General features: G+C 54.3%; 15 protein-coding genes and 1 tRNA gene. 11 read left to right on the plus strand and 5 right to left on the minus strand.

The features are described from left to right. Positions 1–3: 3 nt before the first annotated feature. Positions 4–519, minus strand: a complete 516-nt coding sequence (gene tpx, locus JFL75_RS19845) for a thiol peroxidase (RefSeq protein ID WP_215628411.1) — start codon at positions 517–519, stop codon at positions 4–6. Positions 520–659: 140 nt separating this feature from the next. Here tpx and JFL75_RS19850 point away from each other — a divergent pair, with 140 nt between their 5' ends. From JFL75_RS19850 to JFL75_RS19890, 9 genes are all read left to right on the plus strand, one after another. Then, the gene (locus JFL75_RS19850; protein WP_215628412.1) at positions 660–1,922 is read left to right on the plus strand and encodes a putative DNA modification/repair radical SAM protein; all 1,263 of its coding nucleotides are present in this window, start codon (positions 660–662) and stop codon (positions 1,920–1,922) included. Between the two features lie 9 nt (positions 1,923–1,931). Next, on the plus strand, positions 1,932–2,783 hold the full coding sequence (locus JFL75_RS19855; RefSeq protein ID WP_215628413.1) for a TIGR03915 family putative DNA repair protein: 852 nt from the start codon (positions 1,932–1,934) through the stop codon (positions 2,781–2,783). A gap of 134 nt (positions 2,784–2,917) precedes the next feature. Then, entirely contained in the window at positions 2,918–4,204 is a 1,287-nt protein-coding gene (locus JFL75_RS19860; RefSeq protein WP_215628414.1) for a TolC family protein, read from the plus strand. After that, positions 4,201–5,169 carry an efflux RND transporter periplasmic adaptor subunit gene (locus JFL75_RS19865; RefSeq protein ID WP_215628415.1) on the plus strand — a complete coding sequence of 323 codons (969 nt, stop codon included), beginning with the start codon at positions 4,201–4,203 and terminating at the stop codon, positions 5,167–5,169. Before JFL75_RS19860 ends, JFL75_RS19865 begins: the two co-directional genes overlap by 4 nt. 9 nt (positions 5,170–5,178) lie before the next feature. Then, entirely contained in the window at positions 5,179–8,370 is a 3,192-nt protein-coding gene (locus JFL75_RS19870; RefSeq protein WP_215628416.1) for an efflux RND transporter permease subunit, read from the plus strand. A gap of 104 nt (positions 8,371–8,474) precedes the next feature. Beyond that, positions 8,475–9,485, plus strand: coding sequence for a Gfo/Idh/MocA family protein (locus JFL75_RS19875; protein ID WP_215628417.1), 1,011 nt, complete (start codon positions 8,475–8,477; stop codon positions 9,483–9,485). A 130-nt stretch (positions 9,486–9,615) separates the two neighbouring features. Next, positions 9,616–10,713, plus strand: a complete 1,098-nt coding sequence (locus JFL75_RS19880) for a tyrosine-protein phosphatase (protein WP_215628418.1) — start codon at positions 9,616–9,618, stop codon at positions 10,711–10,713. A 30-nt stretch (positions 10,714–10,743) separates the two neighbouring features. Continuing rightward, positions 10,744–12,195 carry an ABC transporter substrate-binding protein gene (locus JFL75_RS19885; protein WP_215628419.1) on the plus strand — a complete coding sequence of 484 codons (1,452 nt, stop codon included), beginning with the start codon at positions 10,744–10,746 and terminating at the stop codon, positions 12,193–12,195. A 52-nt stretch (positions 12,196–12,247) separates the two neighbouring features. Then, positions 12,248–15,265 carry an EAL domain-containing protein gene (locus tag JFL75_RS19890; RefSeq protein WP_215628420.1) on the plus strand — a complete coding sequence of 1,006 codons (3,018 nt, stop codon included), beginning with the start codon at positions 12,248–12,250 and terminating at the stop codon, positions 15,263–15,265. A gap of 12 nt (positions 15,266–15,277) precedes the next feature. Here the strand turns inward: JFL75_RS19890 and JFL75_RS19895 are convergent. The 4 genes from JFL75_RS19895 to JFL75_RS19910 form a co-directional block, all read right to left on the minus strand. Further along, positions 15,278–15,351 (minus strand) — tRNA-Pro (locus JFL75_RS19895). Between the two features lie 273 nt (positions 15,352–15,624). Beyond that, positions 15,625–16,350: a late competence development ComFB family protein gene (locus JFL75_RS19900; protein ID WP_215628421.1), complete on the minus strand. Its 726-nt coding sequence runs from the start codon at positions 16,348–16,350 to the stop codon at positions 15,625–15,627. Positions 16,351–16,393: 43 nt separating this feature from the next. Then, entirely contained in the window at positions 16,394–17,653 is a 1,260-nt protein-coding gene (locus JFL75_RS19905) for an HD domain-containing protein (RefSeq protein ID WP_215628422.1), read from the minus strand. 9 nt (positions 17,654–17,662) lie between these two features. After that, complete coding sequence (locus JFL75_RS19910; RefSeq protein WP_215628423.1) at positions 17,663–19,612, minus strand: aconitate hydratase; 1,950 nt, start codon at positions 19,610–19,612, stop codon at positions 17,663–17,665. A 193-nt stretch (positions 19,613–19,805) separates the two neighbouring features. Between JFL75_RS19910 and JFL75_RS19915 the strand changes: the two genes are divergently transcribed. Both JFL75_RS19915 and JFL75_RS19920 read left to right on the plus strand, forming a co-directional pair. After that, the gene (locus JFL75_RS19915; RefSeq protein ID WP_215628424.1) at positions 19,806–20,579 is read left to right on the plus strand and encodes a hypothetical protein; all 774 of its coding nucleotides are present in this window, start codon (positions 19,806–19,808) and stop codon (positions 20,577–20,579) included. Positions 20,580–20,587: 8 nt separating this feature from the next. Further along, entirely contained in the window at positions 20,588–21,820 is a 1,233-nt protein-coding gene (locus JFL75_RS19920; RefSeq protein ID WP_215628425.1) for a PilZ domain-containing protein, read from the plus strand.

A 21,820-nucleotide genomic window follows, 5' to 3' on the forward strand; every position in this document is an offset into this window, starting at 1 on the left:
CGGTTACCGCGCCAGGGCTTTCCTGGCGGCGGCCAGGGCCGCTTCGTAATCCGGCTCGTAGCCTATTTCGGGAACCTGCTGGGTGTACACCACTGTCCCATCCCGGTCCGCCACCACAACCGCCCGGCTCAGGAGCCCTTCCAGGGGGCCGTCCGTTATTTCGGCACCGTAATCCCGGCCGAAGTCTTTGTCCCGCATCTGGGATAGGGCTATGATGTTGCTTACCCCTTCGGTTTTGCAGAACCGGTCCTGGGCAAAGGGCAGGTCACAGGATACGGTGAGAACCACGATTTCCGGTTCCTTCAGTATCTCCGCGTCAAACCGTTTTGCCGAAAGGGCGCACACCGATGTGTCCAGGCTCGGAACAATATTGATGATTTTTACCTTCCCTTTCCAGTCGGAAAGGTGCCGGTCCGCGAGGTCCTTGTCCACGAGGCGGAACTCCGGAGCCTTGGTCCCGGGCTTCGGCAGGCTGCCGCCGGTGGTAACGGGTTTTCCCTTAAATGTAATAGCTGCCATAAAAAACTCCTTGTACTAACTTCCGCAGTAGTATTTTTTCTTCTTAAACTGTAATACAAAGGCGATACGGCTGCGATAATTATGAAGTTTTTTAGGAATTTCTTCTTGCATCAAATACTAAACGTTTGTATAGTAATTGTATGGACTTGGGTGAAAAAATTTCCATCCTTGCGGGTGCGGCAAAATACGATGCCTCCTGTGCGTCTTCAGGCAGTTCCGGCAGGGCTTCCGGCGCCGCGGACGGCGGCCTCGGATACCGGGAACCCGCCGGGATCTGCCACAGCTGGACCGGGGACGGCCGGTGTATAAGCCTGCTCAAGGTCCTGTATTCCAATGTGTGCCGCTATGACTGCGCCTACTGTGTAAACCGGGCTTCGGCGGATACCAAGCGTGTGTCCTTTACCAGCCAGGAACTGGCGGATCTTACCATCGAGTTTTACCGGCGCAATTATATCGAAGGATTGTTCCTGTCTTCGGGTATTTTCTCCGATCCCGATATCGTCATGGAAAAGCTGATCGAAACCGCGAAGAAGCTCAGGACCGAACACGGATACGGCGGTTATATCCACATGAAGATAATTCCCGGAACCGGTGATAAAATGATCCGGGAAGCGGGGCTCTGGGCGGACCGGCTCAGCGCGAATATTGAACTCCCCACGGACCTGAGCCTCAAAAATCTGGCTCCCCAGAAAAACGGCAGGGAAATCCTCGGCGCCATGGAGGATGTTGCCGATACCACCGCGCAGTATGAAGAAGACCGCCGCCGTATCAGGACAACCCCTGATTTTGCCCCATCGGGCCAGAGTACCCAGCTCATCGTAGGGGCCAGCGAGGAAAACGACCGGCAGATTATTTCCCTCTCCGGAGCTCTGTACCGGAAATTCGGCCTCCGGCGGGTTTACTATTCCGCGTTTACCCCGGTGGGGGTACCCGGCAGGGGAGGGATTCCCGATCCCCGGCTCCCGGATATTCCCGGACCGCCCCTGGTCCGGGAACACCGTCTGTACCAGGCCGACTGGCTGCTCAGGTTTTACCATTTTTCCTCGGAGGAAATACTCGATGGCGCCACTCCTTTTCTCGATAAACATCTGGATCCAAAAACAGCCTGGGCGCTGAAAAACCTCCGCCGCTTTCCCATAGAGATAAACCGGGCGGATTATGAGGAATTGCTGCGTGTTCCCGGAATTGGGGCGACATCGGCCCGGAGAATAATCGAAGTCCGGCGTTCCCGTTCCCTTTCCTTCGACAGCCTCCGCCGGATCGGCGTCGTACTTAAGCGGGCACGGTATTTTATCACCGTGTCCGGCGGTTTTATTGACCGTCCCGAAGACCCGGGAAGAATCCGCCGGATTCTTTCGGACAGTGACGGGGCGGGGCTCCAGCTCCCGCTCTTTGATTTTTAGGACTGTGCCATGGAAGCGGTATATGACGGCAGCCTGGAAGGCTTATTCAAAATCCTTGAAAACGTCCTCCGGGGAAAGGCCCTTCCCCAGAAAATATGCCGGCGGCGGGCGGAGCAGGGGGACCTCTTCTCTCAGCCTGAGCCCGGTGCCCTTAATTCGGCGGATGTGCCGCCCTGTACCAGGGTTGCGCTGCAGCACACCCACACCGGATTATCGGGGGCGGCGGAGCAGCTCCGGGACGTATCGGCCTCGGCATACAGTGACTTCTGCTACGCCTGGATGAGCGAGTTCCCCATTGAGGCCGAAACAGTCCGTTTCGGGTGGAAGGTGCTCTCCGCCGCGGACACGGTGCGCCGCTGGTCAAACAGCCCCGACTCGGACCATAAAGCCCGGCTGGCCGCTGAACGGGCCCGGACGGACCGCGGCGATGACGCTGTGGGGACCGTCCTCGGAGCGGCGTTCAAGGTCCGCCGGGAAGTACACCGGCTCATGGGGCTTCTCCGGTTTAATGATACCTCCGGGGATATGCTCATTGCCCGGTGCTATCCCGACCATAATATCCTTCCCGCGCTGGCCCGCCATTTTTCCCTCCGGTTCGGTAAAGAACCCTGGGGAATAATTGACGAAAAACGCAGTATCATGCTTTTTTCCAGAAAATATGGAGAAATTGAAACCGCGGCCCTGGATAGGACTGTCCCGGACAGCCGGATCGCCGAAGAAGCCGGCTCCGGGAACCGCTGGGAAGAACTCTGGCGGACGTATTTTAAAGTTATAAACAATGAGAGCCGGGTCAACCCCGAGCTTCAGCGGCGGTTTATGCCGGTCCGGTACTGGAAATACCTTCCCGAAGTACACCAATAAATAGAGATAAAAAAGATTTTTTCTTCTTAAAACCGGTAGTTTTCCGGGAATTCTTGGTTTATACTGTTATTGTAAGTTTTTTTTCTTGATCTGATTGTAGGAAAATACCGTTCGATACTTTTATAGGGAGTATCATGAAAATAATCTCGCTTCTGGGACTCTTTTTTCTGCCGGTGGTTTGTTTTTCCGCGGAGCTGTACTCATTAACCCTGGATGAAGCCATATCCAGGGGCATCGAGCAGAGCCAAAGCCTTAAAAAAAACGCCCTTGACCTGGAAATTGCCGCCCTCAGGGCAAATAACCTCTGGTCCCAGGTTTTTCCCGGAATATCCGTCGGCGGGGGGCTTAACTACGGGGACACCCTGTTTTCCGACGGCAGCACTGAAAATCCCCTCAGGCTCAGCGCCTCGGTTAATCTTTCCCTGCAGCTCAATACCGGAATCCCGGCGGCCATGAGAAACATAAAGCTGGCCTATACAACCCAGCTTTTAACCTACGAAACAGCCGAGCGTCAGCTGGAACTTCAGATTACGAAAACCTTCTTTAATCTTATGGCCGAACAGGAAAATCTTGCTCTTCTGGAAGAAGGCCGCAGGCTGGCGGACGCCCAGTACAGTAAAAATGAAGTGGGCTTCAGAAACGGTTTTATCGGGGAGCTGGCCCTTCTCCGGAGCCAGCTCAGCGCGGAAAGCGCGAAACTGGTCCTTACCCGGGCCGCGAGTGTGCACGCCGCAAACATGGGGCAGTTTTTGACCCTCCTGGGCATCGACCAGGGGGCCCCGGTTGAACTTGCGGGGACCATGGATATCAGGGAAGCGGACCTGGACGCGGACTATCTTATCCGGGAATATCTCCAGAAGCGTCCGGATATCGTGAACCAGCGCCAGCGCATACAATCCCTGGAAGATTCCAGCCGCCAGACTTCCCTGTCATCCCGGGCTCCTACCCTGAATCTTTCCGCCGGATGGAGCGCCAATTGGACGAGCAATTTTGCCGACACCCTCAGCGGCGGGGTAAGTCTTTCCATCCCTGTGGATTCCTGGATACCGGGTTCCAAAACGTACCAAACCGTAAAAGCCGCCGTCGCCGAGGTTGAAAAAGCCCGGCTTGACCTGGAAGACCTGGAAAATACCGGTATGCACGAAATCCGTTCCCTTACGGCGAATATCCGGAATTCCTGGGGGAGCATGCAGACCGCCGCTCTCCAGGTCCGCATCGCGGAACGGACCTATGAACTGACCGAAGAAGGCTTCCGCCAGGGCACCATAGAGTTCCTCGACCTGGAAACAACCCGGAAGGAAATGATCGACGCAAAACAGCAGTTACTGATTGAAGAACTGTCATATAAAAACTTTATTTTGGATTTGGCTGCTGCGCTGAACATGGATTGGATTGAATTACTGCAGGCAGGTGAAGGGTGAAGAATGCAAAGGTTTCGAGGATTGTTACTATAATTCTGGTTGTCCTGACGGTACTCATAGGAGTGCTGACACTGGTTGTGTATATTCAGAAACGGGAGGCTCAGGCCCAGCTAACCGCGGTACCGGAAAGTTCCGGCGCCCAGCCCGCGCCGCGTCCCCAGGGACAAGCCGGAGCCAGAAGCGCCACGGTGGTGCGGGTCCGCCCGGTTGAACTCGGCAGCATCGAAAATTACGTTACGGTTAACGGAGATGTTCTTACCAGAAGCCAGGTAGCTGTCTATCCCACTGTCGCCGGCAAGATTTCCGAAGTCCGGGTCAGGATCGGGGATTACGTCCGGCAGGGACAGATTGTCGCCGCGGTGGACCCCTCGCGGCCCGGGGATTCCTATTCCCACAGCCCCGTGACAGCCCCGATTTCCGGCACCGTTCTTTCTGTGCCGGTTAATCCCGGCGACACTGTCAGCACCCAGACGGCGGTCTGTACCGTGGGCAGCCTCAGCGATGTCGTGGTGGAGACCTTTATCCCCGAGCGTTTTGCCGCCGCGGTCCGCCGGGGACTTCCGGCGGCGGTGTTTTTTGAGGCCATTCCCCAGGAAGTATTTGCCGCCGAGATTGACGAAGTAAGCCCTGTTCTGGATCCCGCCAGCAGAACCCTGCGCATACGGCTCCGGTTTCTTCAGAGGGATGACCGTATTATTCCGGGAATGTTTTCCACGGTGCATATCGTCACCAATACCCGCTCCGGGGTTCCGCTGATACCCCGGGAATCCGTTATCAGCACATACGGTTCCTGGATAGTCTTTACGGTGGACGAAAACAATATTGCCCACCGCCGGGAAATACAGCTGGGCCTTGAGAACGAAGACTTCATAGAAGTGACCGAAGGATTGGAAGACGGAGAACTGGTGGTCAGCGCGGGCCAGAATTTCCTTTCGGATAATGAAACCGTCCGGATCGTGGATTAGGGGCGGCCCGTGAATATCCCCAAGTATTCGGTCCGGCGGCCCGTAACCATTGTCGTCGTCTACGCCCTGGCCATGGGAATCGCCGCAACCATGGTTCCCCGGCTCGCGGTTGACCTCTATCCGTCCACCGCGCGGCCGGTAATTTCAGTCTTTACATCCTTTACCGGCGCCGGTCCCGCGGACGTGGAACAGAACGTGACCGATCCGCTGGAAAAAGCCTTGTCGTCAATAAACGGCCTCAAGGAAATGACGAGCAATTCTTCCTTTGAATCCTCCTCCATATCCCTGTATTTCGATTACGGAACGGATATGGATAAAACCATGAATGATGTCCAGACCGTGGCTAACCGCATAAGCGCCTCCCTCCCGGACGGAGCCGGGGCCCCCATCGCGCGCCGTTTCGATATGTCCGCCATGCCGATCATGCGTCTGGTTGTCCGCGGCAACTATCCGCCGGATCAGCTCCGTCTTTTCGCGGAAGATGAAATCCAGTCCAGCATAGAGCGCATTGATGGGGTCGCGTCCGCGGATGTCACCGGCGGTACCACCCAGATCGTAAAGGTCGGGGTCTCCCTGAACCGTCTCGCGGCTTTTGATCTGACTTTTTCGGATATCAGCAACGTCCTGCGGGGCCAGAACGTGCTTTCCAGCGGCGGCAGCCTGGTCCGGGGTGTCCGGGATTACCAGATCCTGACCAGGCAGGAACTCAATACCATTGAGGACGTAAAGCGCCTGGTGGTAAAAACCGTCGGTACCACCCAGGCCGATGTTTCGGCCCAGGCGAACCGGTCCCAGGTTGTACGCCTTGAGGATATCGCCGACATCACCTTGGGATATGACGATAATTCGACCCGGGTGTATGTGAACGGCGAAACCGGTGTCTATATTCAGGTCCAGAGTGAAAGTGACAGCAATTCCGTGCAGGTCGCCGCCCGGGTCCGGGATGCCCTGGCGGATATCAACGCCGAGCTTCCCCGGGGGATCACCCTGGAAGTGCTTTCGGATGATACCACCCTGATTAACGCCACCCTGAACCAGGTATATTCCAATGCCCTCCAGGGAGCGCTTCTGGCTATGATTATCCTCTTTATTTTCCTGAGGAATATTAAAGCCACCCTGATTATCGGGATTTCCATCCCCATATCCATACTGCTTACCCTGATGTTCATGTCGGTTTTCGGATTTTCACTGAACCTGCTCAGCCTTACGGGGCTTATCCTGGGACTGGGTATGATTGTGGACGGCTCCATCGTTATTCTGGAGAACATTCACAATTACCGGGAACGGGGCGCCAAACCGGATATTGCCGCGATCCTGGGGAGCCAGGAAATGACCCGGGCCATAATGACCAGTACCGTAACGACCCTGTGCGTATTCATTCCCCTCATCATCTACCGGAACGACCTGGAAATGATGGGACAGATGTTCCAGGATCTTATCTTTACGGTGGTGATTTCCCTCTCCGTTTCCCTGGTGGTGGCCGTCACGGTGGTACCCGCCCTGGCGGGCCCCATCATGAGGCTGGATACCCGCAGGCAGAAACCCCTAAAAAATAAATTCATGAAAATGATCGATGAGGGCGCGGAGCGGTTTTTCCGTTCCCTGGAGAACGGCTATAAGAAAGCCCTGGATTACTGCCTGGACCACCGGGTGCTCATTCTGCTTTTTGTAGCCGTTCTGCTGGCAATTTCTCTGCTGCAGTTCGATGGTATGGGAATGAACCTCTTCGTCCGGTCCCGGACGGACGATTCCATCACGGTAAATATTACCATGCCCCAGGGCACCACCATGGAGGCTACCGAAGCGATTCTCCTCGATTTGGAGGATATCATAAAACAGGAAGTCCAGGGCTATAACAATATAATCTTAACCGTCAGACGGGGCGGCCGGACAACAAACCAGGGGTCCGTTCAGGTAACCCTCCCGCCGCCCGCCATGCAGATCGATACGCCTACGACAATTGTGGAAAAACTCACCCCCTATACATCCCGTATTCCGGGAGTGCAGGCCGCCTACCGAGCGGGCCGTGCCATGAGTACCACCTCCGCCGTGGAGATCGCCGTAAGTTCCCGGGACAACGATGCCCTCATGGATGCCGCCGAGGAAATCAAGAATATCGTCATGCGGTACCTTCCGGAGATTGAAAACCCCGAGGTAAACCTCAGCGAAGGCGGTCCCCAGCTCCAGATTGAAGTAAACCGCGACCGCGCCGCCGCATTGGGGATTTCCGTTTCTTCCATTGCAACGGAGATCCGCACCGCCATAAACGGCGCGACCCCCTCTGAGATCATCATCGGGGACCGGCGGATCGATATAAAGGTCCAGCTCCGGGATAACGACCGCCGGGGCATTGAGAACCTGGACGCGCTTTTTGTCATCGGCCGGTCGGGGGACAGGATATCCCTTTCGAATGTGGCCCGGATCGTCGAAAACCGCGCGCCCTCGAGTATCCGCCGGGAGGACCGGGAACGGGTAGTCCGGGTCACCGGTGATCTTCCCCAGGGTATGGCGGCCACGGAAATGCAGCAGCGCCTGGAAAACACCGTCCAGTATTACCTCGTTCCCCGGGAGGGTGTCACCGTGCGTTATCTCGGCGAAGCCGAGGAAATACAGCAGTACAACCGCAGATTCCTGTTTATAATCGCGGTGGCGATATTCCTGGTATTCGGGGTGATGGCAAGCCAGTTCGAGTCCTTTGTGGACCCCCTGATTATTTTCTTTTCAATACCATTGCTCCTAATCGGGGTAATATGGATATACAAGATCAGCAATGAACCGTTTTCAGTATTTTCCGCGGTGGGTGTCATTGCCTTAGTCGGCGTGGTGGTCAACAACGGGATTGTTCTCGTGGACTATACCAATACCCTCAGGGCCCGGGGTCTGCTTGTCAGGGATGCCTGCATGGAGGCCGGCCGCCACCGGCTCCGCCCCATTCTGATGACGAGCCTTACCACCATACTGGGGATGGTTCCCATTGCGTTCTTTCCCGGAGAAGGGGCGGATACGATTCAGCCTATCGGAAAAACCTTTGTCGGCGGGCTCACGGTTAGCTCCTTCATGACCCTGTTTGTTACGCCGGTTCTGTATTCCCTGCTTAATTCCCGGCACGACCGGAAACTGAAACGGCCGGGACAGCCGCAGTCTGAAAAAGAGGAGAAACACGAAACGGCGGAAGCGCCCGCCGCCGATCCTTCCGCATAGCGTTTTTTCATGGGACGGACCCCGGATTTGGTATCCCCGTGCATGCGGGCATCCTACAGCCTATAATGGTAGATAAAGAGGAAGTAAAGTCATAAACTTAAGGTATGGAGAAAATACCTGTTGCCGTTATCGGACTCGGCCGTATCGCAAGCCTCCTGGAGGATGATCCCCTGCGGGAAAAGCCCTGCACCCACGCCGGCGCCATCGCCGCAAATCCCGAATGTTCCCTGGCTGCCGGCGCCGATACCGACGGTGAGCGGCGGGAACTTTTTTCGGAACGCTGGAATTGTCCGGTGTACGGCGATGCCGAAACCATGCTCGCGGAGCACCGTCCGCGGATTCTCCATATCGCGACCCATCCCGACAGCCATGCCCATTACTGCCGGCTAGCCGCCCTGCACGGTACGGAAATTTGTGTGTGCGAGAAACCCCTGGCCGACACCCTGGGGCGTTCCCGGGCAATTGCGCAGCTTCATAATCACAGGAAAATTAAAATAATCACAAACCACGAACGCCGGTATTCCGAAGATTATATACAGGCAAAATCCCTGCTGGACAGCAGGGCCCTGGGTGAGCCGCTGAGCGTCAAAGCGGTTCTGTATATGGGGAAAACCCGCCGGCTTCTGGATGTCCTGTGGCACGACGGCACCCATCTCGCGGATGCCGCCATGTTTCTCAGCGGCGGCGTTTTAAAACATGAACGGCGTACGGGGACGCGGCTTACGGAACGGGAAGGAACCGCCTATCTTACCGGCCGGCTCGAACCGCCGCCGGGAGCGGGAGACAAGGTAAAACCGCTGCCCTTTCTCATGGAAGTGGGCGCCGGCCGGGACCATATCGTCTTTGAGCTTGAATTTTCCTGTTCTGAGGGGCGGCTCAGGATAGGGAACGGTATTTTTGAAGTTTGGAAAAGTGTTCCGAGCCCCTATGCCGAGGGATTCAGATCCCTTAAAAAGGAACGGGAAGGTTTTGCGGGAAAAACCGGATACTTTTCCAATATGGTGGCGGATGCGGTTCTATGTCTCAGGAACCCTTCCCTGGAACCCCGGTCCAGCGCTCAGGACGGAATCCGGGTCATTGAGTATTTAAATTCCGTACAGCGGTGGAAGCAATAACCCTTTGCAAATCAAGGGATGTATCACAGGAATCTTGGGAAAGCTAAACTTTCCCTTCCGATTTTCGGAATAACTATAGGAGTAGAGTATGAAAGGTAACAGAATTTGTTGTGCACCGGATTTAAAAAAAATGCGTCTGACAGCGGCCGGATTTCTGCTTGTTTCCCTGCTTATTTCCTGCGCTTCCTCGGCGGCACCGAAAACGGCGGATGCCTCCGCGTTTCCCAAGCTCCAGGGCTCCGCGGCGACGGTGGACAAATACGGAAACGTTACCACCGATATCGCGGAAGCGGATCTTATTTCAGCGGGGTATGAATTGGGGGATGTGCTCAGGGTGACCGCGGGAAATGCCGCGGAAAACGCTCCCCTGGTAAGTACCTACAGTGATGTCAACCGCGGCGAAGTTCTGGTGCGCGTTTCTGACGGTTTCGTTGCGGTGGCCATCAGCTACGGCAATTTCGGCGAAAAAGCCGGTATCCAGGCGGGCAGCCCCATTTCTCTGGAAATGGCGGAAAAGGGCGGTTATACAACCGAGTACGCCCTGCGGCACCTTGAGAAATCCGAAAACAGAAGCGACTACGAATCGGATGCGGTTTTCGCCAATTTCCGGGAAGTCCGGCTGGGGAAAATCGCTCCCCATACGCTGTACCGCAGCTGCCATCCGGCCCTCGGGGATGCCCGGGCGCCCTACGCCGCATCCCTGGCGGAGCAGGCGGGAATCAGAACCATCATCAACCTGGCCGACAGCCAGGAGGAAGTTTTCCAGAAGGCCGCCACATCTTCCTGGTATAAATCCATGCTGGACAGTGAGTCCGTTGTTTATCTGAACATGGGCGTTGATTTTGAAAGCCCCGATTTTGCCCCGAAACTCCGGGAGGGTCTTAAATTCATGATCAGCCACGACGGGCCCTATCTGGTGCACTGCAATGAAGGCAAGGACCGGGCCGGAATCGTAAGCGCCCTGCTGGAAGCGCTCATGGGCGCCAGTGTCCGGGAGATAGCCGACGATTATATGGTTACCTATTACAATTATTTCGGTGTGGAAAAAGGAGAACCCCGGTACGATCTTATCTCCCAGATTATCATCGATATTTTCAAGGAAATGAATGACGGTAAGGCTGTGCGGGATTCCAATATCCAGAAGGTTGCGGAAAATTACCTTACGAAGACCGTGGGCCTCAGCAGCCAGGAAGTAGCCGCGCTGAAGGCAAAACTGTCGGGCAAATAATTAAACGGCGGCGGGCCGAGGAGGGTATCTATGAAAAGAATCTGGGCAGGACTTATTTTGATTACCGCGCTGACCGTATTCGGCGGCTGCGGCGGATCCTCCAGGGGCCTGTCGCGGAAAAATCCGGTTACCCTCTCGGTCTGGCATTACTACAACGGCCCGCAGAAAGCGTCTTTCGACGCCCTGGTAAAGGAATTCAACGATACCCTTGGACTGGAAAAAGGTATTATCGTGGAAGCCTTCAGCCAGGGCTCGGTGAACGACCTAATGCGGAAAATCAACGAATCCATAAACCGGAACGTGGGTTCGGATGATGTCCCCGATATCTTCGCCGCCTACGCCGATACGGCATACCAGGCCTACGGGAAGGGGCTGACCGTTGATTTTTCACAGTATTTATCCAAGGATGAACTGCACGAGTATATTGATTCTTATATAGAAGAAGGACGCTTCGGCAGCGATGGCGGGTATTATCTGTTTCCCATCGCGAAATCAACGGAAGTTCTGGTTGTCAACAAGACCGCCTGGGACAGCTTCCGGGCAGCCACGGGTGTTTCCGAGGCTGAGCTGAAAACCTGGGAGGGCATTACCCGTCTCGGAAAACTGTACTACCAATGGACCGATGGCCTTACCCCGGAACCGAATGACGGAAAAGCCTTCTTCGGGAGAGACGCCTTCGCGAATTATATGATCATCGGATCAATGCAGCTCGGCCGCGAGCTGTTCCTTATCAGCGGGGACGGGACGGTCCGCTTCAATATTGACCGGGATGTGATGCGGCGCCTGTGGGATAATTACTATATTCCCTATGTCCAGGGGCATTTCCTCGCCTCGGGCCGTTTCCGCAGCGATGATATGCGGACCGGAGACATTATCGCTTTTGTCGGATCAACTTCGGGAGCGGCGTACCTTTCCACGGAAGTAACCCGCCGGGACGGTTCTTCGTATCCCATAGCCATAAAGTCCTTTGCGCTTCCCAATTTTGAAAACACCCCGGCGTATGCGGTCCAGCAGGGCGCCGGGATGGTAATCACGAAATCGGACGAAACCAGGGAATACGGAGCGGTGCTTTTTCTCCGATGGCTCACCGAGGCGAAAAAGAACACCGCCTTCAGTATTGATACGGGATACCTTCCCGTAAAAAAAGCGGCCAATACCGTGGATAATATAAAAGAAGCAATTGCAGAATCAGAAACGGCGATCAGCCCCATTCTTGATGATATTCTTACCATCGCGGTGACTATGACGGGCTCTTACGAACTGTACACCAGCAAAGCTTTTCCGAACGGACTCAATATCCGGAATTTCGTGGAAAATTCCCTGTACCGAAAAGCCCGCCAGGACCGGGCCGCTGTTCTTGACAGCGTCGGTTCCGGAAAATCTCCCGCCGAAGCCGCCGCGGCCTATATCAATGATGAAAACTTTGAGGAGTGGCTGAGGGAGTTTTCCGATGGCCTGGAAAATTTGAAGAATCAGGAATAAAAATGAGTGTTCCGATAATTAAAAATAAAGCGTTAACAGGGGCTGTAAATTGATGTTTCGAAAAAGCAAAGCCGGAAACCTTTTTACAAAACTGCTTGTGCCTATCATGGCGGTCCTCCTCCTCCAGCTGTTTCTCTTTTCCGGTTTTATTTTTGGCATCGTCATCCCCGAAACGACCCGCAACGCGTATAAAATACTTAACGAACGGGTGATCAACCGCAAGACGTACCTTGAAAATGAGATGATCCAGCGCTGGTCAAATTTGGATCTGTATACCAATGCGGTCCATCAGAATGTTGCCGCTGTACTCGCCGCCGAAGGGGCTTCAATTAAGGATATTGAACATAATTCCGAACTGAATGCCATGATTATTGAAAAAAACGTACCGGATATCATCAGCCTTCTCCGCAAGAACGCCGTTACCGGCGCCTTTTTTATCCTGAACGGAGCGAGCCTGTACAGCAGGGACAGTATTCCCACCTATCCCGGTGTGTATTTCCGCGATCTTGATCCAACCAATTTTTCCGAAGACGGGCTGGATATCCTTATGGAACGGGGCCTTCCGTCCGTATCCAAGAACTATGATATTTCCCTGGACAGTTTCTGGACCGCCAATTTTGAATTTCCCGGCGGCGGTACGGAAAAAAATGAGTATTTCTTTTTCAAACCCCTTAACGCGGCGCAGGAAAGCGGCAACCGATACAGCAGGAATTTTGCCTACTGGTCGAATATGTTTACCCTGGCCGGAGATGCGACCCCGGTTATCACCTATTCCATACCGCTTATTTACAGCGACGGGACCGTGTACGGTGTCCTGGGAATTGACATAACCGAAAATTACCTCCGGCGGTTTCTGCCGTACGAGGAAATCGGCAACAGCCCGGACAGCATTTACGTTCTGGCTATTACCGACCACAGACGTGCTCAGTTTGAACCGGTCTGTATCAATGCAAGGGCGTACAGTGTACGGTTTGATGATGATATCGTTTTTGCCGGGGCGGAATCCGGCGCCGATAGTGTATACCGCTTTTCCGACGACGGCATTTCTTATTACGGCAGTGTCCAGCCCTTCAGGCTGTATAACAGCAACACGCCCTTTGCCGGACAGCAATGGGTCCTTATCGGTATGGAAGAACGCTGGCAGCTCCTCGAGTTTCCGGACCGCCTTAAGTACCTCCTGCTGATCATTTCTACCGTAAGCCTCTTTCTGGGTATCTGCTGTGTGTATATCGCCCAGCGTATCGTTATCAAACCCATCAGTTCCGTTGCCCAGGAACTTGAATCGGTCAATACCCGTAACCGCGTAACCCTTACCAAGACCAATATCCGGGAAATTGACCGGCTGACGGATTCCATCGAATCCATGAGTGTTGCGGTGGCGGAGTCCGCGTCGAAAATTTCAAAAATTATTGAATTGGCCCAGACACCGATCGGGGTTTTTGAATACACCGACGGGGAAGGGGACGTTTTCTGCAGCAATGCGTTTATTTCGATCATGGGCTGGAACGATGTGCAGCCCGTGGATGATTACGTAAAAAAAGACGTATTTTTTTCTCACTTTGCTGTTACGAACCTGTATCAGTATTCCAGCCAGGGCAATACCAGGATATACCGGGTGCCACCGGAGCTCCGGTCCGCGGACAGAATGTCCGGGGACGGCTCAAACGTATGGATTCAGGTAACCGAAACAACAGAGGGGACCACAACCCTGGGAACCGCCCGGGATATAACCAGGGAAATGGAAGAAAAGATCCGTATAGAGTTTGAACGGGATTACGATATTCTGACGGGAATTTACAACCGCCGGGGGTTTCAGAATTACCTGGATACTCTGTTTGTATCACCGGAGAAACTTAAAACCAGCGCGCTTCTGATGTGTGATCTCGATAACCTGAAATACGTAAACGATACCTACGGGCATGAGAGCGGCGATAAATACATTAAGGCCATGGCCGAAATATTAAAGGATTTTGAAAAATACAACGCCGTAATTTCCCGCCGGTCCGGGGATGAATTCAACGTATTCCTCTACGGATACAATTCGAAGCAGGAACTGCGGGATATTATTTTTAGTGTGTATGATAAGATAGGAACCAAGCACATTCTGCTTCCCCAGGGGAACCGGTACACCCTCCACGCTTCCGGAGGCATCGCGTATTATCCGGATGACGCGCGGGATATCCGCCATCTTATCCGGTACGCAGATTTCGCGATGTACACGGTCAAACACACCCTCAAGGGCGGCGTCCAGGAATTCAATAAAGAAGAATACAATTCCAGGGCGTATCTTCTCCACGGCCACGAAGCCCTGGAGCGGCTTCTGGAAAAACGGGAATTGGTGTACGCTCTGCAGCCTATTTACGATGTGCATCATGATTCGGTTTACGGGTATGAGATGCTTATGCGCTCCATGATACCGGAACTTTCTTCCCCCGCGGACATTCTCAATCTTGCCCGGTCGGAATCGAAATTATACCTCCTTGAGAAAGCCACCTGGTTCAACGCGGTGGGAACTTTTGTGGATAAAATCCGGACCCATGAGATTTCCCCGGTCCAGAAGGTTTTTTTCAATTCCGTCGGCAGCCTCATGCTCCAGGACGAGGACTTAAAACGGTTCTTCGAAATTTACCGGGATTACCTGACCTGCATTGTTCTTGAGCTCACCGAAACCGAACAGAGTATCGCGGAACTGTCAGAAGCGAAAGCACGGATAGTGCGGAGTTTCGGCGGTATGATTGCCCTGGATGACTTCGGCGCCGGGTACAACGGCGAAGTTCTTTTGACTACCTTTTCTCCGGATATTATCAAAATTGATATGGGGATTATCCGCGGTATTGACCGGGACGAGGGAAAACAGCAGCTCGTTAAAAATCTTATTTCCTATACCGCCCCAAGGAATATTAAAACCTTGGCGGAAGGGGTGGAAACAAAGGGTGAAATGGAAGCGGTTATTGCCATGGGAGTGCATTATTTGCAGGGCTATTACATAGGCAAGCCGGAGATGGATATTAAACCCCTTGATCCCCGGATAAGCGCGGAAATATCCGACGCCAGAAACAAAGTAATTTAATCTGAAAGAGAGTCGGGCTGGCCGGATTCGAACCGGCGACCTCTAGTTCCCAAAACTAGCGCGCTAGCCAGCTGCGCAACAGCCCGAAGTTTCTATACAATACCGGGAATCATTTTTTTTGTCTATTGCGGGGGCGGCGCAGAGTCTTAAATCCAGAAATCACCCGTTTTACCTGGGCCGCGGGGCCTGTCATGCAAAAGTTGAAATGGCTCCTCGCCGGCCTTCGGCCTCGAAAGTCGCTCAGTTCTACTTTTGCATGACACCCGGCGCTGCCATTATGGCCCGGTTCTTTTCGTTTTAATCGTCTCTGTGCTGCCTTGCCTGGGTGCTGTAAGCAAAAGATCCTGACCTTACGGGACTTAGGCGAGGCCTATGTTGTCGTCGTTGCCCGGAGGAAACAGGTACAGATCGGGAAGTTTGAAGGTTCTCTGCATGGAGAAGGACTCCGCGGTCTGCAGTTCGCTTATTACCGGGATTTTAAAGAAATGGGACAGTTCTTCAAACCCGGGGGCGGCAATTTTTATCGAATATTCAAAGGTTTCCCGGATACCGGCCGCTTCGGCTTCCAGCGGTTTCGGCCAGAAGGTAAAAGTTCCCGCGGTATTCTTAACCAGCATATAGGGATTCTGCCAGTTGTAGTCTTTCATGGGAACGACGGCGCCGTTTCGGAATAACTGTATTTCCGCCTCCGCCGGGGAAAAATCAATCCCGTTGAAAGCCCGGCCAATGATGGTGGGTATATTAAAAACCGGTTTATTTCCCGCTGCGGCAGCCTCGGTACGGGGTGCCGAATGGTTAACATACGGGCGCTGGATATGGCTTACCCGGCGTATGCCTTCATGCACCAGGGCTACGATGTCCGCCTCCTGCTGCTGGCGTTCAATGGTCTCGATATCAACCCGGGCAACCCCGCGGTTGGAAATCACATAATGGGGCGGAATACGGTTGAGCACATAGCACGCCGTATCGAGCCGGCACTGACCGCAGATACACAGTTTTTCCGGATTTCCCTGCTGCTCAATGGTATCGCAGATATCATTGACGGTTGAAAGTACAATATCTTCCGCTATATTATGAATTTCCATGGCTAAGCCTCCCATCGTCTACTAATAAATGTAATCGTTTTTTTTACCTTTGCAATATCTCTTCCGCCAAAGAAACGGGCATATCCGAAAAATCATACCGGGGATGGATAAAAATACGTATAATCCGGAGGGATTTTACAAAGGCTTCGACGGTTTCCGTGGTAAAAGCGCTGGAGCTCTCCGAAAAGGTACAATTGCCGTCATTTACGTACAGGCCGGTTTCAAATGAGATGGATTCGGGAAGATCGATCAGTATTTCTCCGGGCTTCGGTTTTTTCCCGGTGATCTTTGAAACCGCATCGGCAAGGTCCTGCTCCTGGGATGAAAAATCGGTCCCGCCGGCGAGTTTCGGGTATTTTTTTTCATCATAGGGAACTTCCATGGCCGTCCCGTACAGCTGGCCGTCCCTGACCGCCTCCGCCAGGTAGAACAGCGGGTGGCTCCGTCCGGAGAATACCTCAAAAAGCCCCTGGTCATCGAGGCCGTAGAGCTCCTCTTTTTTCAGAACCCCTCCCGCGAGACCTCCCTGGAGGGCTTTCTTTACCATGGCCGTGGCGGCCCGGACCGAACGGTGCCAGTACACGGACCGGTACATCAGGTATTTTGCGAACAGGATGGATTCTATGCTCGTGATTCCCCGGGTATCGATATCAACCCCCCGCTCCTTGTGGGGATACAACCGGCTGTAGGTAAAATCCACATCCTGGGCTCCGTAGGGAACCCCGCAGTACCGGGCGTCTCTGTTCAGGTAGTCGAGTTTGTCCGGGTCCAGCACGCCGGAAAGCAGCTTCCGGTAAAACAGCAGTTCCGTTTCGCCGCTGCAGGGGAGCTTTGTATCCACAATGGCGGCGGTAAAATACGGGTCCGCCCCGGTTCTGGCGACGAGGCTTTTTACCGGTTCGGCGAGGATAAGTTCCCCGGTCAGTTCTTCATGGGATTTGAGGGGAAGCTCCTTAAGGGAGTGGGTATAGGGAAAGTGCCCGAGATCGTGCAGCAGGGCGGCGCAGAGAAATGAACAGATTCCCGGAGCGCTTACCCACGCATCGGCTCCTTTTGCGCACAGATCCTGGATGAGCCGCCTCGACAGGTGGTATACCCCAACGGAATGGGCCGCCCGGGTATGGGTCGCCCCCGGATAGGTGTACAGAGCGGGGCCCAGCTGCATGATCCGGGTGAGACGCATAAATGCCTTTGATTTCGTCAGGGCCTGCATTTCCGGGGTAAGGTAGATATGACCCCAGAGAACATCCCGGATCGCTTCGGAGTAACCTTCATTCAGTACCTGGCGGATATCCTTCTGCATAGCCTGGTATTAAGCTCCCCGGGATCCCGTATACGGGATCAAACCGCCGGCGCGGAGGATGGTCCTGTCCCGGGTATCCGCCTCGAGCAGGACCCTATAGGATTCATTTTTGGTGGTATTGGTTACCGTGAGCTCACTGCCGTTCCCTTCAAGAAAACCATGAATCCCGGAAAGCGCCAGGGTGTCCCCCTGCCGGATCTTCCCGTAATCCGCGGGATCTGAAAAAACCAGGGGAAGAATCCCGTAGTTTATCAGGTTTGCTTTGTGTATCCGCGCAAAGGATTTTACCAGCACGATTTTGATTCCGAGGTACATGGGGGCAAGGGCGGCGTGTTCCCGGGACGATCCCTGCCCGTAGTTCGTTCCTCCCACAATGATGCTGCTTCCCGCCTCCTGGGCGCGTTTCCAGAAATTTTCATCCAGCCGGGCAAAGGCGAATTTTGAGATTTCCGGGATGTTGGAACGCAGGGGCAGTACCTTTGCTCCGGCGGGCATGATATCGTCGGTGGTTACATTGTCCCCGGTTTTAAGAATGACCTCCAGGGACACACCGTCGCCGATGGGGACCGGCACCGGGCAGGGTTTAATGTTCGGTCCCCGTTCAATGGCGACCCGGGCCGCTTCCTCCGGGGGCAGCGGCGCGATCAGCATCCCGTCCGCCGCCAGGGCAAGACCCTCAAGCATGAATTCCCGGGTATCGGGTTTTGAAAAATCCAGCAAAGCGGGATCGCTTATTTTCCCGGTCAGGGCCGCCGCCGCCGCGGTTTCCGGGGATACGAGATACAGCTGCGCGTCCGCCGTGCCGGACCGGCCCTTGAAATTCCTGTTGAATGTTCTGAGGCTGACCCCGCCGGATTTGGGCGCGAAGCCCATCCCGATACAGGGACCGCAGGCGCTTTCCAGAATACGGAATCCCGAACGGATCAGTTCTCCCAGGATGCCGGCTTTGTCGGCCGCGAGGAGGGTGGTGCGGCTTCCCGGGGCGATTCCGGCGGACACACCGGGCGCCACGGTCCTGCCTTTCATGATTTCCGCCACGGCGGCAAGGTCGTCCAGGGATGAATTGGTACATGAACCGATCACCACCTGATCCACGGGGATTCCCGCAATATCCGCCACGGGGGCTACCGCGTCGGGCGAATGCGGCTGAGCCGCGAGGGGTTTCAGCCGGGAAAGATCGATATCAATGATGTGGTCATATCCGGCGTCCGGGTCCGCGGAGAGTTCTATCCAGCCGTCACCCCGTCCCCGGTCTTCCAGGTATTCCCTGGTTACGCTGTCCGAAGGGAATACCGATGAGGTTGCTCCCAGTTCCGCGCCCATGTTGGTGATGGTTGCGCGCTGGGGCACCGAAAGCGACGCGGCTCCGTCACCGAAATATTCATACACCGCCCCGACGCCGCCCTTAACGGTCTCCCGCCGGAGGACCTCAAGAATGACATCTTTGGCGGACACTCCTCTGGTGAGGGCGCCGGAGAGCCGGACCCCGATGATTTTTGGCATTACCAGATGGAACGCGCCGCCGCCCATTGCTACGGCGACATCCAGCCCGCCGGCGCCGATGGCCAGCATGCCCAGTCCGCCGCCGGTGGGTGTGTGGGAATCCGATCCAAGAAGGGTTTTTCCCGGAAGGCCGAACCGTTCCAGGTGGACCTGATGGCAGATCCCGTTCCCCGGCCTGGAAAACCAGAGGCCGTATTTTGCGGCGACGCTCTGGAGATACCGGTGGTCGTCCATGTTTTTCCAGTCTTCCTGGAGTGTATTGTGGTCCACATAAGAAACGGATACATCGGTTTTTATCCGGTCCAGCCCCATGGTTTCGAACTGAAGATACGCCATTGTCCCGGTCGCGTCCTGGGTAAGGGTCTGATCAATGCGGATCGCGATGTTTTCTCCGGGGTTCATGGTACCGTCCAGCAAATGGGCGGCGATTATTTTTTCCGTAACCGTCTGTGCCATAATAACTCCTGCGGAAATACTAAACGGCAATTCTCTGTATGTCCATACGTGTTTTTCCCATTTTTCAAAATGTTTTATTATCTGTATTATTTTTTTACTTGATATATAGTTAACAGAAAATATTACAAAAAAGCACAAGAATCCGGCGTTTAAATTGACCTTTCCCCCGGGGAAGTTTAAAATAATAAGTAAGATGCTCAGGAAACGCGTTTTTTATACGGCCATTGCCTGTGTAGCAGGTTTGGTAATTGCGGGGCTCAGCGCTTCCTGTACCAAAAACGGCCGGAACGGTGATGCCGGGAGGACCCTTCAGGGGGCCGCCGCCGTATCCCATGTGGAAACCTCCGCGGCTCCGCAGGAACCTCCTTCGGGCGGTGATCCTTTCGGAATTCCCGGGACCGATGAGGGCGGCGGCGCCGGAGCTCAGGAGCGGGAATCCGGCGAGAGCGGGGAAACAAACCCCGTGCTGAACCTCCGGGGAACGGATGCCGCCCGGACGGGAAGCGGCGACGGCAACCCTATTCCTGAGCAGATCCGGCGGCCTGTCCAGGGTGAATCCCTGAGATACCCCGAAGATATGCTCATAGGGGAACTGGGCCGGGGTTCCGCGCCGCAGGATGCGTACCAGTACGCCCGGCGGGTAGTACAGTCCCTTGTTTCGCGGGATCAGCGTGAAGCCGCGCTCCTGTCCCTGGGGAGAGCCTATGCCGCGGATCTTGAGGTCATCTTTGCCGAAGTGTCCCCCCAGCGGTACCGCATAGGAGGAGGCCGGGAAGAAAATGATGGGAGCGTTTCTTTTTTGGTCCGTTTTATCGGACGGGATACCCGGTCTGCGGGGGAACTGTATATCAGGCAGGCGGACGGCAGCTGGTCCTTGGAGGATCTTCTGTTAGAGGAACCCCGGGATGCTTCCCAGGATGGAGAGCGAAGCCGTTTTACCGCTCCATCGTATGAACGGTTTTATTAAGGAACCCTATGGCGACACCGATCAAGCGGATAGAAAAAGACTTTCTCCTTAAGGTCCTGTATGATGAACAGCTTCCGGTTATGTATCTCCGGGACCGCACTGAATATATCCTGTATATAGAAAAGCCCACAAAAACAGAGATGTTCCTCAAAGCCGACAGGCCTATCGCGGGACTTAAGGTCAATAAGAAAATCGAACTGATGTTCGATTACCGCGGCCAGATAATAACTTTTTCCATCGTGGTAAAACAGATAAAAGACGATCATATTGTCGCGGAAGCCCCGGAGTTTCTGTACAAAAACCTGGCCCGTTCCTTTTCCCGGGTCCAGTCTCCCCAGGATCTGGTGGTCCAGTTTTCATTTTCCGGGGACCGCTATTCCCTTTCCTTCCCGAAAATCCAGGAATACGAACCCGAGGATGTGGCAACCTTTATCGAGAATTTGGATCCCAGGGATTTATCCGGTCTTATCGACCAGCTGGCGGCGTGGATAAAGGACTACGCCAACGGATACAAGCTGATAATTTTCAAGGACCAGAAACCTTCCAGCACCGAAGAACGTATCGTCGCCGAAACAGGGAAGACCCTTTTCATCCCTATTACGCAGGCGCGTCTGCCCCAGGCGGACCCTTACCCGAAACGGCGTATTATCACCGAAGATATGTTCCGGCGCTACCTCGAAAGCACCGGGGTTGATGTACAGTACCTCGACGAGGCGGTTGACCGGTTCCTGTACAATAAATTCGAAAAGAATATTTTCTCAGATGCCTGGATTCCTATACTGTTCCAGGAATATGTCATCGGATATATCCATATTTGGATCAATAAAGAAGGGAAGCATCCCTTTGACTACGGTGTTATCGACACCCTGTACCAGTTTGCCAAGGTCCTTGCTTTTTCCCTTAAGACCAACGGATATTTTGAGACGGGCCGGATCAAGGATAAGGGTTTTGAAGGCAAGGTTATAGATATCAGCGCTTCCGGGCTGCTTTTTGCGTATCCCCATTCACAGCTGTCCTCGTCCCTGCTTCCCGACAGTGAATTGTCCCTTAAGCTTGTTACACCTAAGCGGGCTATCAATGCCAACGCGCGGATTGTCCGCCGGTACAAGGACAATACCATGGGATATTTCGGATGCCGGTTCCTGGATATCGTGCCCGAGGATATGCGGTTCCTTTTTGAATTTATCTACGGAAAACCCTTTACCGACCGGGACGCGAATTTTATTACCGGCCAGGTATAA

Source organism: Breznakiella homolactica (genome assembly GCF_016616095.2).
Lineage (GTDB): Bacteria > Spirochaetota > Spirochaetia > Treponematales > Breznakiellaceae > Breznakiella > Breznakiella homolactica.